Source organism: Ketobacter sp. MCCC 1A13808, assembly GCF_009746715.1.
In the GTDB taxonomy this organism is placed as follows: domain Bacteria; phylum Pseudomonadota; class Gammaproteobacteria; order Pseudomonadales; family Ketobacteraceae; genus Ketobacter.
The window spans coordinates 632,780-656,672 of record NZ_VRKW01000001.1; the positions used below are offsets into that span (position 1 = coordinate 632,780).

Annotated in this window: 18 protein-coding genes; 8 read left to right on the plus strand and 10 right to left on the minus strand. The window is 49.9% G+C overall.

Annotated elements, in window-relative coordinates:
* Nucleotides 1-75 precede the first annotated feature (75 nt).
* From FT643_RS02735 to FT643_RS02745, 3 genes are all read right to left on the minus strand, one after another.
* Nucleotides 76-2,196, minus strand: coding sequence for an AMP-binding protein (locus FT643_RS02735; protein WP_156869135.1), 2,121 nt, complete (start codon nucleotides 2,194-2,196; stop codon nucleotides 76-78).
* A 350-nt stretch (nucleotides 2,197-2,546) separates the two neighbouring features.
* Nucleotides 2,547-4,709 (minus strand): AMP-binding protein, encoded by a 2,163-nt coding sequence (locus FT643_RS02740; protein WP_198043264.1) that lies wholly within the window; start codon nucleotides 4,707-4,709, stop codon nucleotides 2,547-2,549.
* A 144-nt stretch (nucleotides 4,710-4,853) separates the two neighbouring features.
* Nucleotides 4,854-5,627: a thioesterase II family protein gene (locus FT643_RS02745; RefSeq protein ID WP_156869137.1), complete on the minus strand. Its 774-nt coding sequence runs from the start codon at nucleotides 5,625-5,627 to the stop codon at nucleotides 4,854-4,856.
* A gap of 80 nt (nucleotides 5,628-5,707) precedes the next feature.
* Between FT643_RS02745 and FT643_RS02750 the strand changes: the two genes are divergently transcribed.
* Nucleotides 5,708-8,026, plus strand: coding sequence for an efflux RND transporter permease subunit (locus tag FT643_RS02750; protein WP_156869138.1), 2,319 nt, complete (start codon nucleotides 5,708-5,710; stop codon nucleotides 8,024-8,026).
* Between the two features lie 48 nt (nucleotides 8,027-8,074).
* Here FT643_RS02750 and FT643_RS02755 read toward each other — a convergent pair whose 3' ends face one another.
* Nucleotides 8,075-9,874, minus strand: coding sequence for a S8 family serine peptidase (locus FT643_RS02755; RefSeq protein ID WP_156869139.1), 1,800 nt, complete (start codon nucleotides 9,872-9,874; stop codon nucleotides 8,075-8,077).
* Nucleotides 9,875-10,157: 283 nt separating this feature from the next.
* On the opposite strand from FT643_RS02755, the gene FT643_RS02760 reads away from it, so the two are divergent.
* On the plus strand, nucleotides 10,158-11,522 hold the full coding sequence (locus FT643_RS02760) for a cytochrome P450 (protein WP_156869140.1): 1,365 nt from the start codon (nucleotides 10,158-10,160) through the stop codon (nucleotides 11,520-11,522).
* A 58-nt stretch (nucleotides 11,523-11,580) separates the two neighbouring features.
* On the opposite strand, the gene FT643_RS02765 is transcribed toward FT643_RS02760, so the two are convergent.
* Nucleotides 11,581-12,612 (minus strand): AraC family transcriptional regulator, encoded by a 1,032-nt coding sequence (locus FT643_RS02765; protein WP_156869141.1) that lies wholly within the window; start codon nucleotides 12,610-12,612, stop codon nucleotides 11,581-11,583.
* Between the two features lie 59 nt (nucleotides 12,613-12,671).
* On the opposite strand from FT643_RS02765, the gene FT643_RS02770 reads away from it, so the two are divergent.
* Nucleotides 12,672-13,046: a hypothetical protein gene (locus FT643_RS02770; RefSeq protein WP_156869142.1), complete on the plus strand. Its 375-nt coding sequence runs from the start codon at nucleotides 12,672-12,674 to the stop codon at nucleotides 13,044-13,046.
* Nucleotides 13,047-13,062: 16 nt separating this feature from the next.
* Here FT643_RS02770 and FT643_RS02775 read toward each other — a convergent pair whose 3' ends face one another.
* Nucleotides 13,063-13,545, minus strand: coding sequence for a CYTH domain-containing protein (locus FT643_RS02775; RefSeq protein WP_156869143.1), 483 nt, complete (start codon nucleotides 13,543-13,545; stop codon nucleotides 13,063-13,065).
* A 12-nt stretch (nucleotides 13,546-13,557) separates the two neighbouring features.
* Nucleotides 13,558-14,217: an alpha/beta fold hydrolase gene (locus FT643_RS02780; RefSeq protein WP_156869144.1), complete on the minus strand. Its 660-nt coding sequence runs from the start codon at nucleotides 14,215-14,217 to the stop codon at nucleotides 13,558-13,560.
* 96 nt (nucleotides 14,218-14,313) lie between these two features.
* Here FT643_RS02780 and FT643_RS02785 point away from each other — a divergent pair, with 96 nt between their 5' ends.
* The 3 genes from FT643_RS02785 (at nucleotide 14,314) to FT643_RS02795 (ending at nucleotide 18,785) form a co-directional block, all read left to right on the plus strand.
* Nucleotides 14,314-14,922 carry a TetR/AcrR family transcriptional regulator gene (locus tag FT643_RS02785; RefSeq protein WP_156869145.1) on the plus strand — a complete coding sequence of 203 codons (609 nt, stop codon included), beginning with the start codon at nucleotides 14,314-14,316 and terminating at the stop codon, nucleotides 14,920-14,922.
* Nucleotides 14,923-14,924: 2 nt separating this feature from the next.
* Complete coding sequence (locus FT643_RS02790) at nucleotides 14,925-16,820, plus strand: MFS transporter (protein ID WP_156869146.1); 1,896 nt, start codon at nucleotides 14,925-14,927, stop codon at nucleotides 16,818-16,820.
* 123 nt (nucleotides 16,821-16,943) lie between these two features.
* A complete protein-coding gene (locus tag FT643_RS02795; protein WP_198043265.1) occupies nucleotides 16,944-18,785 on the plus strand; it encodes a sensor domain-containing diguanylate cyclase in 1,842 nt (613 codons plus the stop codon).
* On the opposite strand, the gene FT643_RS02800 is transcribed toward FT643_RS02795, so the two are convergent.
* From FT643_RS02800 to FT643_RS02810, 3 genes are read right to left on the minus strand one after another with little or no spacing between them, the layout of a single operon-like run.
* The gene (locus FT643_RS02800) at nucleotides 18,782-19,000 is read right to left on the minus strand and encodes a DUF2788 domain-containing protein (protein ID WP_232339815.1); all 219 of its coding nucleotides are present in this window, start codon (nucleotides 18,998-19,000) and stop codon (nucleotides 18,782-18,784) included. The two genes, FT643_RS02795 and FT643_RS02800, sit on opposite strands and share 4 nt — an antisense overlap.
* Nucleotides 18,997-19,800 carry a DUF2189 domain-containing protein gene (locus tag FT643_RS02805; protein ID WP_156869148.1) on the minus strand — a complete coding sequence of 268 codons (804 nt, stop codon included), beginning with the start codon at nucleotides 19,798-19,800 and terminating at the stop codon, nucleotides 18,997-18,999. The genes FT643_RS02800 and FT643_RS02805 overlap by 4 nt, the downstream gene beginning before the upstream one ends.
* Nucleotides 19,797-21,467, minus strand: a complete 1,671-nt coding sequence (locus tag FT643_RS02810; protein WP_156869149.1) for an acetolactate synthase large subunit — start codon at nucleotides 21,465-21,467, stop codon at nucleotides 19,797-19,799. Before FT643_RS02810 ends, FT643_RS02805 begins: the two co-directional genes overlap by 4 nt.
* 148 nt (nucleotides 21,468-21,615) lie before the next feature.
* Between FT643_RS02810 and FT643_RS02815 the strand changes: the two genes are divergently transcribed.
* The gene (locus tag FT643_RS02815) at nucleotides 21,616-22,158 is read left to right on the plus strand and encodes an endo-1,4-beta-xylanase (protein ID WP_198043266.1); all 543 of its coding nucleotides are present in this window, start codon (nucleotides 21,616-21,618) and stop codon (nucleotides 22,156-22,158) included.
* A gap of 325 nt (nucleotides 22,159-22,483) precedes the next feature.
* On the plus strand, nucleotides 22,484-23,797 hold the full coding sequence (locus FT643_RS02820; RefSeq protein ID WP_156869151.1) for a PilT/PilU family type 4a pilus ATPase: 1,314 nt from the start codon (nucleotides 22,484-22,486) through the stop codon (nucleotides 23,795-23,797).
* Nucleotides 23,798-23,893 lie beyond the last annotated feature (96 nt).

The following is a 23,893-nucleotide window of genomic DNA, read 5'->3' on the forward strand; positions in this document are numbered from 1 at the left end:
TAACCCCTGGGCTTGTTAATTCTTATCAGTTATTGGTCTGATGATTCGTATTTATTATCGTATTGTTTGTTTAGGTTAAGCAGTAGTTTTCGATTGCGATCCATGCTCATCTATATTATTTATTTTCAAATCTTTTTCAGTTAACTCATTTGCAAAATGTTCTATTAATGCTTTAACAGTTGGATAACGCATCAATTCAGTAGCCGGAATGGTCCGTTCTATACGGTCTTGTAATCGATCGACCAAATCAATTGCCTCGATCGAATCAACACCCAGCTCAGAAAACGTCACATCCAAATCGATATGGTGCGATTCGACATTAAGTTTGTCCGCCACCCACTGTTGCATTTCCCCATATAATTCCGATTGCCAATCATTGAACTCCGGATTGCTGATCTGGGTTTTTTTCGGCTTTGCCACTTTCTGGAAAGCCGCTGATTCCCAGGAATGTAATGGCGCAAAAGTACCAAGCTCATAGAGCTTCTTCGCTTCGGTGCGCTGTATTTTTCCACTGGAGGTTTTGGGTAATGTGCCGGGCGCAATAAAAACAATGGCTTTGGGTGTAATACCGTGGCGAACCGCAATGGCTTTGGCGCCTTCCAGCGCAAGCCGTGAATAATCCGTTTGATCGCCAGCGGCTGAGGCCACCTCTTGCATCACCACCAGATTTTCTTTCCCCTGCTCAGTCATTCCAAATGCAGCGCCACAGCCTTTGCGGAAAGTCGGGTTAGACGATTGCAACGAGAATTCAATATCTTGTGGATAATGGTTACGACCAGAAACAATAATCAGCTCTTTAATTCGTCCGGTCACATAAAGCTCATCTTCCCACATCATGCCCAAATCGCCGGTACGCATGAATTGTTTGCTGTCTTCCTCTCCTTTAATTTCCGCACGAAAAATACTGTCTGAAAAACTCGGCTTGTTCCAGTACCCCTGAGCGACCGAAGGGCTGTTGACCCAGATTTCACCGATTTCGCCCGTTCCGCAAGCCTGACCACTTTGCGGATCCACAATGCGCACGTCGGTCTCGATCGCTAACACGCCCGAACTGACCAACGAAGCAATTTTCGCATCCTCAGCAACCGGCGCATCCGGGTTCACCTTACCCTTCGCAACCTGATCCAGATCTACCTGCAGCGATTTGGCGCCCCGTGATGCAGGTGAGCCGGCAACAAACAACGTTGCCTCAGCCAAACCATAGCAAGGTAAAAATGCGCTTTTATCAAATCCGCATTTCGCGAATTTATCCGCAAACGTATTCAGGCTATCTAGCTGAATGGGCTCGGCACCATTAAAGGCAACTTGCCAAGTGGACAGATCTAACTCCTGCAACTTTTCATCAGGGATTTTGCGCGCACAATATTGATAGGAGAAATTTGGTCCGCCGCTCACTTTGGCGCCCATATCGGAAATTGTTTTCAACCAGACAAAGGGGTTTTTAAGGAAGGTCAGTGGCGACATTAGCGTCACTTTCGCGCCAGCGTAAACCGGCGTCAACACGCCACCGATTAATCCCATATCATGAAACGGAGGCAACCATATTACCGTTTTATAATTCGGTGCGACGTAATCCAGATCACTGGAATGGGCGAAGGTCCAAACGATCTGCTGAAAATTGGCGATCAGATTCTGATGACTGATCATCACCCCTTTTGGATGACCGGTTGAACCGGAAGTGTATTGCAGGAAAGCAACATCGGAAGGATTAGCGTCAAAGGCGGTGAAGCCGCTGATGTCCGTATTGGACTCCAGCGCATCCGTTGCAAGACAAGTTAGGCTCAGCCCGTTACCGGGGTTGGCAACCCAGGCTTCTATCATTGGCATCAACATACTGGACGACAATATCGCGCCCGCATCGCAGTCCATCACCACCCGCTTGAGGCGATCTATATCACGGGCCCCCATAGGGGGATAGGCGGGGACCGGAACACAGCCGGCATACATACACCCGAAGAAAGCTTTGATGTAATCCAGGCCAGGTGCATAAAGCAACATCAGATTGCGACCGGACAACCCCTTATCGACCAAACCTGCTGCGATTCGTTTTGCCGCCTGATCGAGCCCGGCAAAGGTAAGAGCACCCTCTCGGCTGCCGTCTTCGGCCAGAAACGCAATTACTTCTGCGTCACCCTTGTCTGCTGCTCGTGCTGCAGACATCTGAACCAGGTTCTTAAAATCGGGGAACCCTTTCATGTTTACCTCCACCTACTGTCTGTATCCAGTGTTTCAATACGAAGAAGGCGTGCTCATCGGTAACAATGCTATAGGTACAATGGTGTAAACACGTATTGTTTTGTTGATCTGCCTATTATCATTATTATTAGCACAACCCATTGGCAGTTTCAGTTTACGGTCGTGCTCTTCGCAAAAACTTGTAAGATACGGCCAAAACAGTGACAGTCTGTAATCGTTTAGGACGGACTTATATACAAAACTCATACGATAATTTTGTTTTTAGTATTTCCGACACGATCACGACTTTTTCTATGCCTTTTCTTGAAACATCTGCATCATTTTGCCTCATTAAAAAATCCGTCAATAGACTAGATTATTAATTTGGCAACGTCTTCTTCTTGTTGTTCTTCGCTTTGCTGTTTCACTCTCTGCTGCTGCTCCAATTCATCTGCAAAATGCAGAATCAGTGCTTTTACCGTGGGATATCGCAACATTTCAATGGCGGGAATAGTACGCTCAATGCGGTCCTGTAGACGATCCACCAAATCAACCGCCTCTACTGAATCCACCCCCAATTCAGAAAACGTGACATCGAGATCAATGTGGTGCGGCTCTACATCCAGCTTGTCGGCAACCCAGGACTGCATTTCTGCATACAGATCGGAGCGCCAGTCGGTAAATTCTGCGGAATCGGTTGCGTCACGGCCGCCCTGGGGTGAAACCTCCTGAGTCGACTCTCGAGCTACCGAAGCGTTCGAACGCGCTGTACCCGGCTCATACAGAAAGACCGGCGCGAAGTTACCCGCAACAAACATCTGTTTCGCTTCAGCCCGCTGAATCTTTCCGCTTGATGTTTTTGGCAGTGAACTTTGCGGAATCAAAACCAAGGCTTTTGGCGTCAGGCCGTGACGGGCAGCCACCGCCTGTACACCGACCAAAGCCAGCTTTTGATAATCAGCCTGATTACCGGCGGCTCGTGAAACCTCCTGCATAATAACCAGCTGCTCTTTACCATCTTCTACAACGGAAAACGCAGCGCCACAGCCTTGCCGAAAGGTCGGGTTGGCTTCCTGCAGGCTTTGCTCGATGTCCTGCGGATAATGGTTACGCCCGGAGGCAATGATCATTTCCTTTATGCGCCCTGTGACATAAAGCTCATCCTGCCAGAGAAAACCAAGATCCCCACTGCGCATGAACGTCATACCGCTATCATCGCCACGGATAGTGACCCCGAAAACACTCTTGGAAAAATTCGGCTTATCCCAGTAGCCTTGCGCTACGGACGGGCTGTTTATCCAGATTTCCCCGATCTCGCCATCGGCGCACGCCTGCGCGGTCTGGTGGTTAACAATACGCACACAAGTGTCTTTTGCCAGCACACCGGAACTCACCAGACCGGTTTCATTGCGGGGGTTCGGATCGTTGGCAGGCGCCTGACTAAACTTGCCCTGCTCCAGTTTATCCAGTCTGGCTTTGAGCACCCGAGCCCCCCGCATGGGCGGAGAGCCGGCAACAAACAGCGTTGCTTCGGCCAAGCCATAGCAAGGCAAAAATGCTTTTTTGTCAAAACCATTCTCGCTGAAGCGATCTGCAAACCCGCGCAAGGCCTCTACCTGAATAGGTTCTGCGCCGTTAAACGCCACCTCTAAACTCGATAAATCCAAAGATTCAGACTGCTCTTGCGAAATTTTGCGAACACAATACTGATACGCAAAATTGGGCCCGCCGGTGACTTGTGCTTTGGTATCTGATATCGCTTTCAACCACAAATAAGGCCGCTTAAGGAAAGTTAAGGGCGACATCAGCGTGACGTGTGCGCCCGCATAAATGGGTGTCAGGACACCGCCAATCAAACCCATGTCATGGAACGGAGGTAACCAGATAACGATATTAAAATCTTTAAATGACGTTTCAAAATCATCCCCACACACAAATCCACGTACAATTTGTTCAAAGTTAGCCAGTAAATTCCCGTGCGAAACCATGACTCCTTTGGGATGCCCGGTTGAACCGGAAGTGTATTGCAGGAACGCCACTTCGTCAGGCTCCGGATCGTAAGGAACGAAGCCGCTGCTATCGAATGCGTCAAAGGTATCTGTTGCGATACAGGTCAGATCCAGCCCGTTGCTGACATTGGAAACCCAGCTTTCGATGACCGGACCCAGTATTGAGCTGGAAAGAATAGCGCCAGCCTGACAGTCCACGGCAATTTTCTGCAGACGGACAAGATCTTTTGATCCCACGGGAGGGTATGCTGGCACCGGAACACAGCCGGCATAAAGGCAACCAAAAAAAGCGCGGATGTAATCCAGGCCTGGGGTGTATAGCAGCAGGAGATTGCGGCCCTTGAGCCCCTTCTGTTGGAGACCCATGGCAATTTTTTTTGCCGCTTGGTCCAGGCCGGAGAAGGAGATCTCGCCATCCACTTGTCCATTATCCGTCAGAAAAGTGCTCACCACCTGCTGAGACTTTTGCTGAGCTCTTTGTGCCGCCATATCGACAAGGTTTTTGAACCTAGGAAAAGAATCCATAACCATTAGTACTCTTTCGTATTATTATTGTGGTCGAGTACCTAGACTACCCTGACCATTCATTCACTTCATGGGTTAAATGGCCATTTAAGTAATTTCTTGTAACAAACGTGGGGCAATTCACAAAAATGACAACGCGCGTTGTCAGAAAGCGATTAAATCCTCGTCGCTCTCTTGGCCATAAGAAAGTAATACCGGCTTTAAACTGGCGAGAAACAGCTCGACCTGATCCTGAATAAAAAAGTGCCCGCCTTCAAACGTTTTATGCTGAAAGTGCGCCGTCGTAACATCACGCCATGCTTCCAGCTCTGTTCGATCAGCCACTTTGTCTTTGGTCGCTGAATAAAGGCATATCGGGCAATCCACTTTTGCAGTGGCAGGCACCAGACAATGATCATTCAGATATAAATCCGCTTTGATGATAGGCAGATAAAAATCCATCATCTCCTGACTGTTTCGTATCGCGTCAGGTAACCCGCCCAATCGGTCCAACTCATCAACAAAGCTTTTTTCCGGCATATCGGTTATCAGAAATTGCGCCGCTAATTGCGGCGCTCTACGCGCGCTCACTACCAGACCTTTGGGAGTAACCCCCAGTTGTTGGAGTTTATAAGCACAGTCGAATGCCACGAATGCGCCGAAGCTATGGCCATATAAAACCATCGGCTTAGCTTTGAACACATCGAGATTTTCTAGAATCAACTCCACCAACGCATCCGTGGAATCGGCAAAAGGCTGATCGTGCAGAGATTCACGGCCCGGATAGTTGACCGCCCACACTTCCACATCAGAAGATATCTCTGCCCAACGGCGATACATGGAGGCACCACCACCGGCACAGGGAAAACAGATCAAACGCAACGCTGCAGCCGGATTCGGTTTGAAACAGGCCAGTGACTTATTTTTACCAAAAATCATTGCACACCCCGAAGCAAAAATGATTAGATGCTAAAACATAAGCGCACCATGTTACCGCGGTCTTAACAAGAATAAAAACAATGATTCCTTTTCGCTTTCTGCACTTAAAAGTTCTTTCTTTTTTGCTTCTGGTCCTGGCGCTGGCTTTGACACCCTCGATCCCGGATATCGTATACCGTAGCGAAATCACCGATTATTTCCGTGATGATAATCCCAATGTTCAAGCCTTTCATAAACTTGAAACTGATTTAGGATTCCAACAAAGCCTTTTAGTTTTGCTGGAATTCAGCCACAACAAGGCTCTGGAATCCGAAAACGTCCACAGGCTGTTCAGCATCTCCCAAGATATCCGGACATTATCCGGCGTAACGAAAGTCAACTCTCTGCTTTCTACCGCGATCAGCGATAAGCAACAAAACACATTATCAATGTATCGTTATCTGAAACTGCAACAACCCTCTTCCACTGCGTCCGCCACTCACAACGTCGACACCACTCTGCTGGGTCAGCTTGCTGACAATGCCCGTAGTAACGGCAGCTTGCTATCGGAAGATGGCAGGGTCGCCAGCCTGCAAATCCATTTTTCTGATCAAGACTCTATCGACCGACTTTACCCGCGAATCAAATCCATTCTTAGTGAACAAATGGATCAACAGAACGCAGGCACAACCTATATGTTAGGGCCGGTTGAAATCAAACAAGCACTTCATCATGCCCTGCTTCACGACGGCTTTTATTTAATGCCGTTAGTGCTGTTAATTGGCATGGGGGTGCTGTGGTATTTCTTACGCTCTTACTGGCTTGTGTTATCCGGCTCAATTTCCATTATCGCCGCGCTCTGGATTACGGCCGGTGTGGTCGGGGCACTCAAACTCACCCTTAACCAAACCTCCGCTCTTGCGTTTTGCATCGCGTTTATCATCGCTCTGGCCGATATCATTCACCTGCTGATGAGCTACACCCATCAACCGTCCCGATTATCCGCTCCTTCAGCGATGTTGAATGCTTTACGCAGCAACGGTACATCGTTATTCCTGACCAGTGTCACCACCGCGATCGGATTCCTGAGCCTGAATGGCAGCAGCTCGCCGGTGTTTGCCACCTTCGGAAATATAGCCGCCATCGGAGTGGCCTGCGCCTTTATCAGTGCGATTAGTATTACACCCGTTGCAGCTGTGTTTAAACAAACCAACGCCCGCGAAGGTCAGGCTGACTTGTTCCAACGCTGGATCCCCCACCTCAATGCCTGGCGGAACAAACTCAATACACAACACTACATAGCGTTTTATATACTGAGCATTCTGATTTGCTGCGGCACCCTGCTTAATATTTTTCATAACGATCCGTTGGACTACTTTCAGGATGACTCAGATATCATTACTGCCACCAATGTGTCCGAACAACGCTTTCACATTCATCATCCGTTAAGCGTATTGATCGATACCCAAGCAAATGATGGCATCTATTCAGAAGCATTTTTAACGTCGCTCAACGCGTTTGAAAATTGGTTATCTGCGCACCCCGACATTGCGAACCACAATAGTTTTTCATCTACCTTTTCGCAGTTAAAACGCCATATACACAACAATAACCTGAAGTGGGCGTCAGCCCCCGCCAACGCCCAGGAAACGGCGGATTTATGGAATCTCTATGAAATGGCCTCGCCGGACAATCAGCCCCAAGACCTGGGGTTGGATAAATCATTCCGCTCCGCCGTCGTTTCACTGGGTATTCCCAGATTACAAAGCCAGCAATTAATACAACTGGAGCAGGATATCGAACACTGGTTCCGTATAAACGCACCTCAATTTGACGTATCGGTAACCGGCCACGCATTGCTGTTTGCCAGTATCGGCAAGGATCTGACATACAACATGTTTGTCGGGGGGTTACTGTCCGCAATCGTAATTTCGGTACTGATTGGTGTATTCCTGGGCAATATGAAAGTCGGCATTCTCTGCCTGATTCCTAACTTATTTCCAGCCGGTATCGTCTATGGTCTGTGGGGCGCCAGCGTGGGAATCATCGATATCGCTGCTGCAGGCACGCTTAGCATCAGCCTGGGCATTGTGGTTGATGATACCATCCACATTCTTAAGCGTTATATTGACTATCGGAAATCCGGTTTCTCCGCAGAGGCCAGCATGAACAAAACACTGCAACAGGTGGGCTCAGCATTGATGCTGACAACACTGATATTATCTTTGGGAATGCTGGTATTAACCCTGTCGGTATTCGGACCAAATCAGACAACGGCCATATTGATGGCCAGCATCATTCTGGTTGCACTGGTTTACGATTTAATTATGCTGCCGCACTTGCTGAAAGTGTTCGATCGCTGGCTATTTCCCGGCTACCAACCATCGCAGCCAGACGCGGAATTAGTGCAGTTGCAATAAACGGTTTTATTACCTCTGCACTCAATATCAATGGCCACCCTCGACCTATCAATTGCCCCCATAGTTACGACTGGTTTTATTGTCATCCGAAACCAGCCCCGTATTGTTTCCGCTCACTTCTATGGAAAATTTCATTTTCTTCTGTTTACCGGTCAATACCAATACCGTTAATTTCACCCGCTCACCCGCGCCGAGACGGTCGATAACACAGGTACTATTACCCAAGGTACAGGTGCCCGCTGTATCGCTGGTTAACGACTTGAGCCGAACATCGGCAGGCAGAATATTTTTGATGGTAAGATTCTTGACGCTTTCCAGGCCATTGTTAATGACTCGCACCCGGTACTGTATACCGGTTTCTCCCTGGAATTCCTGTAATGTGCCATCCAGCCCCCACATTCCCAAGGTCAGATCCAAGGCAGAGTGTGGCGGCGCAGAAGTGACACCGATCATCTGTTTCACAGCAGCCCCAGCATTCAACAAGCCACGCCCACAACCACCGCAATTTGACGGAAAGTCTGAGGTGGTATTTTTCAGGATCCGCTCAATTTTGTCCGGGCTGGCACTGCGCTCCAGGCTTTTCATTAACGCAACCGTACCCGCCACATGCGGGGTCGCCATACTGGTCCCCTGCAATGGTGCGTAACTATCAGTTGCCGCCCGGAAATTACCGGTATTCACGGTCGATAATATCCCATTGGGATCGGTGGCATAATTCATATTGCCGCCTGGAGCAGCCAGGCTCACCTCTGAACCATAATTCGAATAGTAAGCGCGTCCACCAAACTTACCGGTTGCGGCTACCGTGATAACTCCCGGGCAGTTACCGGGTGAATAGTCTCCGGCTGCTGAGGCGGAGTTCCCCGCTGCCGCCACCACCACCACATTGGCTGCACGAGCAGCGCTGATCGCATCGATATAGGCTTGCCCACATGCAGCCGGATTATTGCTGCTCAGGCTCAGGTTAATGACCTGCGCAGGCCTGGGATTGTCCTTTACTCCGGGGACCGAATAACCCGCCGCCCAATAAATGGCATCCGCAATGTCGGAGCTGTATCCACCACAACGGCCCAGAACCCGAACCGGTAAGATTTTCGCATTATAGGCAACACCTTTTATTCCCAATCCATTGTCGGATTCTGCTGCGATGATGCCTGCCACATGGGAACCATGCCAAGAACTGTGGATCGCATCACTGGGGATTCCGTTACCGCATTCTCCCGCCTTCATGCCATCGCCCGGATCCGTTGCATCCGCATCCCGGGCGCTACCGTCATTGGCGATGAAGGTATCGGATATAAAGTCATACCCTGGCAGGGTGTTGGTCCTCAAATCATCATGCGGCAGAATACCCGAATCCAAGACCGCTACCACGGTATTCATACCCGTGCTGTAATCCCAGGCTTGCTGAACGTGGATACCGGTGTTGCTATTGCGCAAGCTCCACTGTTGTGGAAAAAATTCATCCCCAGCGGCCACCATTCGTACGTCCGGCTCAACGTAGGCGATTTCGCTGTCGTTTCTCAATTGCTTGATTGCGCTGAGCAGCTTACTGCGCTTACCTGCCTGCCCCATCGACACAACATAAGAGCCATTACCCATACGGCGAAGAATCTTACTGCGCACCCCTTGGCGGTCTCGCAACCGTTGCAGTGCAGAGGGCGTCACCCGGCCCCCCGCAGCGATCGTCGCATCGGCCTGTTTGAACTTGACGATAAGCCGATCAGACGGCAAATCCCGAAGCGCTTTATGCGCACTCTGCGCATTAGCCGGGACTCCGGTCAAGGACGCCACGCCCAATCCCACGCAACATAACGCCGAAAGCAACCGGCTTCGCTTCAAATCCATCGTTCTTTCTCCCTCTTGTTTGGGTGCTTTACAGCCATATTGTTGTCGCCGGGTCTAAGGTCCCGAGGCGGCACAGTGTAAAGGAGATTGCGCTTTATGACAAAAGTAATTAACTGCTTTATTTTTATTCGATTTGGATATGACGAAACCCAACGGCGACAGTACCCGTTGCACCCTTAACCTGTCATCTGCTGTCAACGGGACGGTTTCAGAGTCAAAACATATTTTCATTGCTGTGCTCTAATACAAAAGCTGAATCAACCACAATAATAAGAGGCCACGAATGGGAACCCTAGCCGACGAAGCCACCAATTTGCCGAAAAAGCCGAGCCGCCAGGTAGACCACATCCCGGGCGAAAGCGGATTGCCTGTAATCGGTTTCACATTACACTTTCTTAGTGACTTTCATGGCTTGGTGAATCGCATGGTCGCCAAACACGGCCCGGTATTCCGTTATCGCGCCGTTATGCAGGATGTCATTACCCTTACCGGTCCCGATGCGAACGAATTTATTCTGCGGGACGCGGAGCGCAATTTTTCCAGCAAAAAAGCCTGGGATATCATTCTGGAAAAACTCTTTCCCAACGGATTGATGCTACGCGATTTTGAAAATCACAAAGTCCATCGCAAGATACTGCAAGGCGCCTTCAAAAAACCGGTGCTGGAGGCCTATGTTGAAAAAATGAATATCAGCTTTAATCGAGGTTTATCGAGCTGGCCGGTGCAAAAAGAAATGCTGTTTTTCAACCATATCAAAACACTGCTGCTGAACACCGGTGCCGAGCTATTTATTGGAATTAAACTGGGCGCAGAAGCCGACAAAGTAAACCAGTCCTTTATCGCTGCGGTTGACGCATCACTTGCCATTCTGCGTATGCCCATTCCAGGTACGACCTGGTGGAAAGGCATGCGTGGCCGACGTTATCTGGAACACTTTCTCGGCAGCCTGGTAGCACAAAAGCGGTTAACAGAAGACAATGACTTTTTTTCACAAATTTGTCATTCCAAAGGTGAAAACGGCGAACAGTTAAGCGATGAAGAGGTGCGGGATCATATGATCTTCTTACTCTTTGCCGCACACGACACGACCACCAGCACCATTACTTCTTTAATCTACCGGTTGGCAAAGCACCCGCAATGGCAGCATATTTTACGGGAGGAAATGCTGAGCTTCGGTAAAGATACGCTGACCTACGAAGATCTGGATGACATGGAAAAAACCAGTTTGGTATTTCGGGAAACCTTGCGTATGCACCCGGCCTTGCCGACCATCCCCCGACGGGCAGTAAATGCATGCGAATTTAAAGGGTTCAAAATCCCGAAAAATGCCGCAGTGGGTGTAGTGCCATTACACACTCATTATATGGAAGAGTATTGGACCAATCCCTACAAGTTTGACCCGGAACGGTTTTCCGCAGCACGGGCTGAACACAAAAAGCATTTCTATCAATGGGTCCCGTTTGGTGGCGGCCAACACAAATGTCTTGGGTTGAACTTCGCTGAAATCCAAACCAAAATGTTTCTGTTCCACTTCTTGCGAAAGTACAGAATCGAAGTGCGTCACGGCTATGAGATGCCGGTGCAGGTGGTACCTTTAGCCGTGCCGAAAGATGGCTTCCCATGTACATTGCATAGCGTCAACCGGTAAGTAATTTTATAGGGTTACAGCCCATCATGCCCTCTGGGCGTCGCACGCCTACGCTGCCTCACTCACCCTCTGGGTGACTGCGGCGGTATTTCGATGGCGGCAAACCCGTCCAACGCTTAAATGCCCGGTGAAACGCGCTCTGTTCTGAATAGCCCAGCATCATGGCGATATCCAAAAAGCTGAAATCATTGTGGATATACTCCAGCGCCATTCGGTGGCGCAAATCGTCCACCATATCCTGATAATGCATCCCCTGTTTGGCCAGATTACGCTGAAAAGTCCGCTCATTCAGCGCGAATCGATCGCTGATTTGCTTTAATGACGGCACTCCATAAGGCAGCGAATCAAGAATGTAACTCTGCACCTTTACCACCAATTCATCCGCGCTGGCCAGTGTTTGCAACACTTGCTGCGCGTGACTCTCCAATATCTTTTTCAAGCGCGAATCGCGGGTTGCCGATTCCAGTTTAAGGCTGGCCAGATCCGCTAGAATTTTATTGGCTGGCTGCCTGAAATAACACGGGGCTTTTAACAGGCGTTCGTAAATCTCCGGATCAGAACCGCCTTGGTGGGTAAAATGTATGGCCTTATATCGAGTGTCCAGGCCGGTGCTGGCTTGCGACAATGAAAAACTACTGGAAACCAGATAATCAATGACCTGCCGATTGTTGTAGTTAACAGGCGAAAGCCCGCTCCCAGTACCGACTTCGAATTCGCATTCCAAAATAGCGTCGTGTGTGGCCCAGCGAAACTGAATCGCGTTGGTTACAATTTTCGCAAAACGCTGTATGAACTGAACCCCTTCCAAGCCATTTTCGCCGGATAAAATCAGGTAGCCCAGCCGCCCCCAATGTCGCGCCACAAAATTACGTCCAACCTTCAGGCCAATGTATTCATCTTCAGCAAAAGTGGCAGCGGCCTCAAACAACGAAGAAAACAACTCAAAATCCATGTACCCATTGTCATAATCGCTCTCCAAATTCACGCCCTGCTGCTGAAAAAAAGCATCACCCGACCAGCCTTCACTATTCAGATAATCACCGATTGCCTCTGCCAGCTCTACTGCTATATGAAATCGCTCTATAGTCATTTTGTTCTAATGTTCTATATACTTGCGTGCCCGCGGATTAAAAAGAGTCTATACAGGTTATGAAGGACGGTATTATTGCAGAAATTCACTGCGAAACCATCAAAGGTCAACCGGCTGAACTTTTACAATTCCATAACGGTCTGGTCATCGCTATCACCGCAGACACGCTCTGTTGCTATAAAAGCCTGCAATCCATCGGCGATCCACTGGGTAATGGCCTGCTTTCCTTTTGCGCTATACCGGCTGAGCAATCCATTTTGTTTAACGACAATCGGTGTGTGTCTGAACACCGTTCCGGCTACGTCGGATTAACTGACGGCAAAGCCCTGCTAATTGCGCCGTTTCAGGTCCGGCTTTATCCAAATAACCATGACGCGCTGCGTGGCTTGAATTGCCTGGCTGAACTGGAACTGCCGGAGATCGACGTTTACTAATCTGATCACAAGCGACTTAACTCCAATTTTTGAAGGGGTTGCTCACCAGATTCACGTTGTAATAGCGGTCATCGCCGGTGACTTCCTGCCCCACCCACGCGGGTAGATCAATAAGCTGGCTTTCTGATTCCAACTCCACTTCCGCTACCACCAACCCGGCATTATCTCCGGCGAAAACGTCTATTTCCCAAATCAACCCCCCTTCCTCCCGACGGTAGCGGATTTTTTCAATCTGAGGTTTCCTGCACAAAGTATCCAGCATTTCATTGGCATCGTGCAATGGAATAGGGTATTCGTATTCCGCCCTGGAGATGCCCTGGGTCTTACCCTTGATTGTGAGGCGCGCCTGATCTCCTTGTCGCCTTACCCGCACCGTCGCGTCGGTATCGGTGCTCAAATAGCCCTGCCGGTAAGCAATGCCGGCGATTTCGACTCCGCTGAAATCAGTTTTCCAACGATCGTCCTTGATCAAAAACTTGCGCTCGATTTCCGTAGCCATTGGCGTACCCCTTTAAATAAAATGACCGTGCTGCAAAAAGTGCAGGATATGTTGACGTACTTTCTTATCATTCATGATGAAGGTGTGCCCGACATCCAACACCCTGAAATCACGCATTCCAGGAAGGCGGGAACGGGCCACCGACACCTTGCCATCGTTCTCACCACCAAACAACGGGGCAAACCAGGGTTCATAAGATTTTCTGCCTGCAATAACCCCGACTTCCAGCGCTAACTCAGCTTTCTCCAATTGCATAAGCTGTATCGGCACACTGTTTTGGTCTGTACCCAACTGCAGAAAAGACGGACCCATCAGTTTCGGCAGAAAGGGAATCCAGCGCAACACATCCACCACTTCGCTACCCTGGGTGGGCGGTGCTAGCATCACTGCCCGGCCCAATCGGGCCACCGGCAAATCCCAACTCTGCAATCCGTAGCGTAACAAAATCCCCCCTAACGAATGCGTAACAAAATGGATCTTACCGAGGCCCGAAAAATGCGGCTTCAAGTCATTCAAGATTTGCTGGCACAATCCGGCGATGGATCCCTGCCGGGAGGCATACCCCTGATTCAAAACAGTAAACTCCTGCCTGCGCAAATAGCCGGCAAGCCCATTCATGGCCCAAGGGCTGCGGCCCAACCCGTGCAACAACACGACCGTATCGGCTGTCATCTAACCTCCACTTGAAAATTAAACAATGTTCAATTATGCTTTTTCCACTCGGAAAAAATCTCATAATCAGCTCATTAACATATCACAGGTTAGGTTATGGCGCGTCGCAACGACCACTCAAAAGAAGAAGTGCAAAGCATGGCCATCGAAGCCACCCGCACCCTGATCAGTCGGGAAGGTATCGACGGCGTCAGCGCCCGCAAAGTGGCTCAGGAAATCGGTTACACTGTGGGCACCCTATACCAGAATTTCGATAATATTCACGACCTGATACTCCACGCCAATGCCTTCAGCCTATCGGAACTGCTGGCCGAGCTGGAAAATGCCAGCATCCTCACCCGTAACAAACTCAATCTGGTCACCGCGATTGCGGATGCTTACCTGGAATACGCTCAAACACACGAACGCCAATGGTCGGCCATTTTTAAACATGCCCTGCCCCAAGACCAATTGATGCCGGATTGGTACCAAACCCGAATTGACGCCTTATTTTCGGTCATTGAAGTCGCATTGCATACACTTGCGCCCCAGCGGGATAGGAAATCCATTCAAATTGCGGCGCGCACGTTGTGGAGTGGTGTCCACGGTATTTGCATTTTACATGTCGGGGACAAACTCTATTCCCACTCCATTGCCACCCCCTCGTTGCTCATCAAGTCTTTGGTGACGCATTTTCTGAATTCCTGGTTGAAAGAGAACAAATAACAATGAATGAGCCGGAGCGTCAAGAACACTCACAGTTTTCACTACTAAAAAGCAAACGCTTTGCGCCCTTTTTCTGGACCCAGTTTTTCGGAGCGTTTAACGACAACGTGTTTAAAAACGCACTGATGGCGCTGATTACATTCGGCATTTTAAGTTCCGGCATGGAACTAAACCAGATGAACAATCTCGGCGCCATGCTATTTATTCTTCCGTTCTTTCTGTTTTCTGCGCTAGCCGGGCAACTGGCCGACAAATACGAAAAGGCCAAACTGATCCGATATGTAAAACTGTTTGAAATTTTCATCATGGTGGTGGGAGGACTGTGCTTCTGGTTCCAACAAACCTGGGGGCTCATGCTGTTGCTGTTCCTAATGGGTACTCAATCGGCGTTTTTTGGGCCGGTTAAATACAGCATCATCCCACAACACTTGAAGCCCGATGAATTGGTCGGAGGCAACGCACTGGTGGAGACCGGCACTTTTCTGGCTATTCTTTTGGGGACTATTTCCGCGGGCGTTATCAGCGACCTTGAAAACGCCACCCGGATCTTACCCTTTGTGGTTGTCATATTGTCCGTCATCGGTTATCTAGTCTGTCTGAAAATTCCGCTTGCCCCTGCCCCCAGTCCCGACATCCGGGTGCGTTTCAACCCCTTCACTGAAACCTGGAAAACCGTTCAATTCAGCCGTCAGAACAAACCGGTGTTCCTCGCTATTATGGCCATCTCCTGGTTTTGGTTTCTGGGCGCCGCTTATTTAACCCAGATCTACGGCTTTGCCAAAATTGATTTGCAAGGCGACCAGTCAGTCGTCATGTCCTTACTGGCGATCTTTTCCATTGGCATCGCGGTCGGCTCGTTATTATGTGAACGGCTGTCCGGCCATAAGGTGGAACTGGGACTGGTGCCGCTGGGGTCGATCGGTCTGAGCCTGGCAGGGTTGGATTTGTATTTTCAGACACCGCCCGCACAAGCAGCGGAATTAATCGGGCTGGCCACATTTCTGAGTCAGTCAAACAGTTATCGCGTACTGCTGGATTTTATGTTGATCGGAATTTTTGGTGGGCTCTATATCGTGCCGTTGTACGCGATGGTGCAACAGCGATCCGAAGAAGCCAGCCGCTCCCGCATTATTGCCTCGATCAATATTATGAACGCGCTGTTTATGGTTGTATCGGCCATAACCGGAATCCTCGTGCTCGGCGTAATGGACCTGTCGATTCCCCAGTTCTTCCTGATACTGGCCATCATGAACGCGGTAGTCGCCTGCTATATCTACTCCGTAATTCCGGAATTCTTTATGCGTTTTCTGATCTGGGTGATCACGCACACCATGTATCGGGTTACCCATACCAATCTGGATAAAATTCCGGAAAGCGGTCCGGTATTACTGGTGTGCAACCATGTTTCTTATATGGATGCCCTGATCATCGGAGGTGCATGCCGTCGCCCGGTTCGCTTTGTGATGTTTAAGCCCATCTATGATCTTCCGGTGTTGAACTTTATTTTTCGCACGGGAAAAACCATCCCCATCCACTCCAGAAAATCGGACCCTGAAACTTATGAGTCTGCATTCAAGCGCATATCGGAAGAGTTGCGTGACGATGAAGTCGTCTGCATTTTTCCGGAAGGCAAGCTCACTCAAACCGGTGGCATCGACGAATTCAAAAACGGCGTTGAAAAAATACTGCAGCAAGACCCTGTCCCGATTGTCCCTATGGCACTGAAGGGGTTATGGGGTAGTTTTTTCAGTCACAAAGACAGTAAAGCATTAACCCGGTTACCAAGACGATTCTGGTCGAAGGTTGAGTTGGTAGCAGGTGATCCCATAGCCCCGGAGAATACCGATGCAAGGCAACTGCAATCTGCGGTGGAGCAATTACGAGGTAACGTACCTTAAACCGGCTTCCGGAGCGGCGCTGCCTATTCCAGCCAAGCGCCGTTGTCGTTTTGGTCTAAACTGAACAAATGCCCCTTTTGCCTATGCGGCTGCTGACGACACAGCTTGTTAAAAGAGACGTTTGTGCGACTAATCACCCTATTGCTCTGCGCGTTCGCGCTTATCTGGACCCGTGCTCAGCCTGTGGCTGCGGATGGGCTCACCATCGAGGGTGATACCTTTCCATTAAGCCCTCACCTCGAGTTTTTGGTTGACGATAGCGCCAAACTGACCATCGAAACGATACAGCAACAGCCGTCGTCAAACTGGTTTAAGGTGAAAGATGAAACCCCGTCCTTCGGTTTTATGGAACAGGTGTTGTGGGCCAGAGCCACGCTGATTAACTCAACACCGGAGCAAAAACGTTTTCTGTTGGAGATTGCATTCCCCCCGCTGGACAATGTGCAGCTGTTTCAACTCAATCGCAACGATCTGCTTTACCAGGCAACGGTGGGAGATACGCTGGCATTTTCAGCACGTCCTTTCGATCACCGCAATTTTTTGCTCCCCATCACGTTGCAGCCTGAGGCCCAAGACACGATTTATATCAGGATACAAACAGGCGGAGCGCTACAACTACCGGTGACACTGTGGGAACCGATCCATTTCTTTCTGCATGATCAATATGCCTTAATCATTAACAGTCTTTTTTTCGGCATCATATTTGTGATGGCGTTTTATAACCTGCTGCTGTTTATACGGGTGAGAGATACCGTGTACTTATACTACATAGGGTATGTGTCTACGTTTTATATCTACCAACTGATTGGTACCGGATTGGGGTTTCAATTATTGTGGCCAAACGCACTACTGTGGAACAACTACTGTTCGGCCATTATTTTGCCGCTAAACATTGTGTTTGTTGCTCTGTTTTTCGTCCGGGTATACGCAGTTCAAAACACGCACCCGAAGACGCACCGGTTAATTCTGGTCATTGCCCTGCTCGCACTGACTTGCATGTTGCTACCGTTCTTTATTTCCTATCATGTCGCCATCATCAGCAGTGTTGCGCTGGTCGCCTGCGGTGGAGCCTTGGCATTGTGGGTTTGCTACTACCTTTGGTATCAAAACCCCAGCCGGACCAACATGTACCTGGCGCTGGCATTTTCTGTGTTTCTGGCGGGCGCGGTTGTTCTAGCGCTAAGCAAACTCGGTTTCCTGCCGAGGTCACCACTAACCGAATACGCTGCAAGAATTGGCGCCTGCATTGAAGCGATATTGCTGTCTTACGCTCTGGCGGAACGTTTACATGAAGCGCGCATTGCTGCAGAAAACAGGACACAGAAAGCCAACGAGAAAATGCTCAACCTGGCCCATCAACACGCAGCGACACTGGAAGAAAAAGTCGCGCTGCGGACCCGGGAATTAGAACAGGCATTACAACAGGTACACAGCCTGAATAACAGCCTGAAAGACCTGAGCCTGACCGACCAACTCACGGGATCCAGAAACCGACGTTTCATGGACGAATACCTGGCTAGAGAAATAAAATCCGCACGACGCAACAAGCAATGTTTAAGCATTATGCTGATAGACCTGGATCATTTTAAGCAAGTCAATGACACCTATGGTCACGCTGTGGGTGATCTGTGTTTAAAAGTCGTCAGTGACACTATTGCCAATAATCTCCGTCAACCACCGGATGAAGTTTGTCGTTATGGTGGTGAGGAATTGGTGGTGATCCTTCCGAATACAGCCAGAAGCGATGCCAAGCAGGTCGCAGAGAAGCTGAGGGTTTGCATAGAATCGCTCAATATTCAAAGTGAAGAGCAGCTCGTACACGTTACCGCCAGCTTTGGCGTTTCCTGTTTCGAGCCATCTACCGAACTCAGCCCGACTCAATTACTGCAGGAAGCAGACCGAGCACTGTATCAAGCCAAACACTCAGGACGAAACCGGGTCGTTTTTGCCGAAAGAGAAAACTAGATGTGCAGCGCCCATTGAATAATATACTTTGCCACAAAGCCCACCATACCCAAAGTCAGCACCAGAAAAAGCACAAACGTGCCAAACTTACCCGCCTTGGAATCAATTGCCAGCCTGGCAACAATAAACACCATATACAAAATAAACGCCGCAAGGCCGATGGTGAGACCAAAGGTAGCCACTTGCTGCTCGCTGAGCCCCATAACGCTATTCAAGATTGACTCCGGACTCTTGGCGGTAAATGTTCAGCACCGACCGCATCCCGATAGGCGTGCCAGCTAGCATGCCCCAATACCGGCACGATGATTACACTGCCGGCCAATGCCAGTAAACCAAGTCCGGAAATAGACGCTATCAGAAACGCCCATAACGCCATTGGAAATGGATTTTGGACGACGACTTTCCAGCTGACGAGCACCGCATCCATAATTGAGACCTGACGATCGAGTAACAATGGTAACGTGACAACGGAGGATGCAAACACAGGCGCAGCCAGTACCACACCTAAAAACCACCAAAGCTCGAATACATTATTGTCCCGCGCCAAAACCACATACCGCAAAAAATCCATTGGCTGGTTGATCGGCTCAGGCGAAAGCAATGTTATGAAGGCCGCTGAAGTCAGCACCCAGCCGGTGCCGGACAAACACAACAGCAGGCCGAAACAGACCAGCCGCCAGTCATGGTGGGGCTTACCTCGCCAGCTCCACCAGGTGCGAAATACTAAATGAAACGTAGCCGGTTGACCGCGCTCCAGCGCCTGGCTTACTGCATACAAGCCCACCGCCACCACCGGCGCTACCGCTAGAAAACCGGTGAAAGCACCAGCCAAAAGCCAGAATTCGTTATAACCAACTGTGAGCAACAGAAATCCGAAAGCCGTCACCGCAAGACCGTGTGCCAATCCGATCATGGGAGTCCGTATAAAATCATTCCAGCCCGCCTGCAGCCAGCGCCAGGGATCGCTAAGCGTAAGTGGCTTTATATGAACCTGCGGCAACTCAGGGGTGTTCATCGTTGCCGGGTCCCAGCGCTCAATTGCGCGCTCAGTTGCGGCAATTCATCAAAAATAAAACGTTTACTGTCACTGTAGTCGATCGGGCAATCAATGAGATGGACACCACCGCTGTTCAGCGCTTCTGCCAATAGCCGCTCCAGTGAACTGACACTGTCGGCTGCATGCCCTTTTGCGCCATAGCTTTCGGCATAGCGAACGAAATCCGGGTTACCGAATTCCAATCCAAAATCCGGCAGGTCCATCTCTGCCTGCTTCCAGCGAATCATCCCGTAAGCGTTGTCACGTAGAACCAAAACCACCAAATCCAGCCGCAGCCGCACCGCGGTTTCCAATTCCTGGGAGTTCATCATAAAGCCGCCGTCGCCGCACACGGCCAGTACCTTTCTCTCGGGGGAATCCAACTTGGCATTTATTGCCACCGGCAGGCCTGCGCCCATGGTGGCCAACGCGTTATCCAGTAACAAAGTATTGGGTCTAACAGCCCGGTAATTACGGGCAAACCACACTTTGTACAAGCCGTTATCCAATGACACAATGCCATCATCAGGCATGGCATCGCGTACCGCATGCACCAGTCGTCGTGGATGGATGGGAAAGTCATTCAACACACGGCCGGAATTGATATCGTCGAACAGCGCCTTGCGCACTTTGGTGGCGAAAGAAAAATCCCAATGGGGTTGCGGCTCGATAAGTTCACTGAAATGCCAGATCGCGTTGGCGATATCACCCGTTACTTCCAGTTGCGGGAAATAAACCGGGTCCACATCAGCGGTAAAGAAATTCACATGAATGACGGTCCGCTCGTCTCGGTGCATAAAGAAAGGGGGCTTCTCCACCACATCGTGCCCGACATTGATAATACAATCGGAATGATCAATTAACCTGTGTACATAATCGCCGTCCGACAACGCTGCGGTGCCCATCCAGCATTCACTCGCTCCCCCAACCACGCCTTTGCCCATCTGCGTGGTGAAGAATGGAATGCCGGTTTTACCGATGAATTTCTGCAGCATTTTTGATGTCAGTTTGCGATTAGCTCCGGCACCACACATGAGCAACGGGCGCTTGGCGGCACAAATGGCTTCCACCGCCCGTGCAATGGCTTTGTTTTCCGCCACCGGCCGCCGCGTCTGACTGGCAATAATGGGAAACAAGCCTTCCGCCGGCTCGCGCGCAATGTCTTCCGGCAATTCCAGATGTACTGCGCCCGGACGCTCTTCTTCAGCCTGCCGGAAGGCTTCCCGCACGCGGGAGGCCACGGTTTCAGCTGACACAATTTGCTTGGCGTAATGGGTCACCGGCTGCATTAGATTTACCACATCCAATATCTGAAAATGGCCCTGTTTTGACGTCTTAATCGGTTTCTGACCGGTAATCATCACCATGGGCATCGCTCCCAGCTGGGCATAGGCGGCAGCGGTCACTAAGTTGGTCGCACCGGGCCCCAGCGTTGACAAACAAACACCCGACTTGCCAGTCAGCCTGCCGTGACAAGCGGCCATAAAACCGGCAGCCTGTTCGTGCCGGGTGATCACCAAATCGATACTGGATTGGCGTAAGGCTTCCACCAGGTCAAGATTTTCTTCACCCGGTACCGCAAACACACGTGTCACCCCTTCGTTGAGTAGGCACTCTACTAGCAATTGCGCTGCGTTTCGCTTCATGGTCACAGATCCTCAGAAACAAGCGGGACCGAATCCGGAGGAGTACGACCCTGCAATAAATTGATTCGGCTCAAAATACCACGTCTGATACGTACGCCACAATTTTCTCCCTTGAATCGATGCAATCCGGAGTTGCTATCTGACAACTGTGAACAAGCGCGTGTTTTATCGAGTTCGATTCAATTACCTTAACCGATTCCGGTACGGTGCATACCCCTACGAAAAAATAACAAAAACAAGGACGCCCCTCGATCGCGTTTACAACTATGCCCGACAACACAACATCCCCGTCAAAGGCCATACCCTGGTGTGGGGCAGCCAATGCCCTGCCTGGATTGGTGGCTCCAGATGCGAAGGCACCAACCTGTCCGCTTCGGACTTGGCCGATGAGATTGAAAGCTGGATTCGAGATTACTGTACCCGTTACCCCGACACGCGCTACCTGGACGTAGTGAACGAAGCCACTCCCGGTCATGCACCCGCAGGCTATGCACAAAAAGCTTTCGGCAATAATTGGATTATGAAATCCTTTCAGTTAGCGAAGCAGTATTGCCCCAATAGCACGTTAATACTGAACGATTACAACGTGCTTAGCTGGAATACGCAGGAATTCATCGCTATGGCCAAGCCGGTGATCGCTGCCGGTGTGGTGGATGCGATCGGGTTGCAGGCACACGGCCTGGCTGATTAATTATCTGCATCAAAATCCAAAATAAGTAACGCCACTCCGTCGGGAGGTCACTCGCACTCACCAAAGGGAGAAATGACCGTAGAGTGCTAAGTGACCGCGCCAAAGATCAGGCCATCAATGCTATGCTGGGTAAATTTGAATCATCTGTCTGCCAAATTTTTGTCTAGGGGTTTGCTCTAGACAAACCAAAACGATACAACCCGGCGCGTCGTTATAACCAGACCGATTAAACATCCTCCTCCGCCGCGCGAACGCTTGTCTATACTTTACGTAACCAAATCCACACCCCCCCATTTCAAAATCTCAACCCGTAGACAGGTTCAAAATGGAATTTATTGATTACCTTAGATACTTCTCTGAACGCGATGGCTCTGATCTTTACCTGAGCACCGGAGCGCCACCCAGCGCTAAATTCTATGGCAAGCTCGTGCCCATTGAAAAAGATCCCCTACCACCCAATCGCGTGAAAGAAATTGCATACTCGATTATGAACGAGGATCAAAAAGCGGAGTTCGAACATAAGCCGGAAATGAATCTCGCTATATCGGAAGCGGGAGTTGGCCGGTTTCGGGTCAATATATTCAAGCAACGCAGTCAAATCTCCATGGTCATCCGGGCCATTAAAACTGAAATCCCGCACTATAAGGATTTGGGATTACCGGACACCCTGCCCAAGTTGGTCATGCAAAAGCGCGGCCTGGTTCTGTTTGTAGGAGGAACGGGATCTGGTAAATCCACCTCACTGGCGGCTTTAATCGACTATCGTAATTCCAATAGTGCAGGTCACATCATTACCATCGAAGACCCCGTTGAGTTCGTCCACCACCATAAAATGTCCATCGTCAATCAGCGCGAAGTCGGCATGGATACCAACAGTTATGATGATGCGTTGGAAAACACCTTGCGTCAGGCGCCGGACGTCATTCTGATCGGAGAAATACGAACCGCGGAACAAATGGAACAAGCCATCGCCTTCGCTGAAACCGGCCATCTTTGTATCTCCACCCTTCACGCCAATAACGCCAACCAGGCTTTGGATCGGATCATTAATTTTTTCCCCGAAGAGCGCCATAAACAACTGTTTCTGGATCTGTCGCTTAATATGCGCGGCATTATTTCGCAACGCTTGATTCCGACTATAGACGGAAAACGCGCAGCGGCAATCGAGATTTTGCTGGGCACGCCACGAGTTTGCGACCTTATCAAACAAGGCAAGGTGGATGAAATCAAAGAGGTCATGCTGAAATCCGAAGCACAAGGCATGCAAACGTTTGATACTGCACTGTACCAATTATACAAATCGAAAAAGATTTCCATGGACGAGGCGTTGAAAAACGCCGACTCGAAAAACAATCTTCGATTGCGCATAACGCTAGAAGAAAATGGTACCGCCGCTCCGACTCCAGCAGCTCAGCAAAAACCGGTACAAGCAGCGCCGCAACAAACAGCGCAAACCGGTACAAGGCCTGCTGCCCGTCCTGCTACCGACGCATCCGCAACCGCTCAAAGGCCCGCACCGCCACCACCAAAACAAAAACTGTCCGGCTTGGATGGTCTCTCCCTTGAACCCATTGATGATATTGAAGAGGTGAAAGAATCCGATCCCGGTCGCGTCACATTCCAGGTCAACAAAAAGTGAAATGAGCACTGGTTAGAAAAAACCGCACTTATAAAGATAAAAATTTCACACCTGATCTTGCCCGATTTTTTTTAGTCTACTCTTAACTTGTGGCAG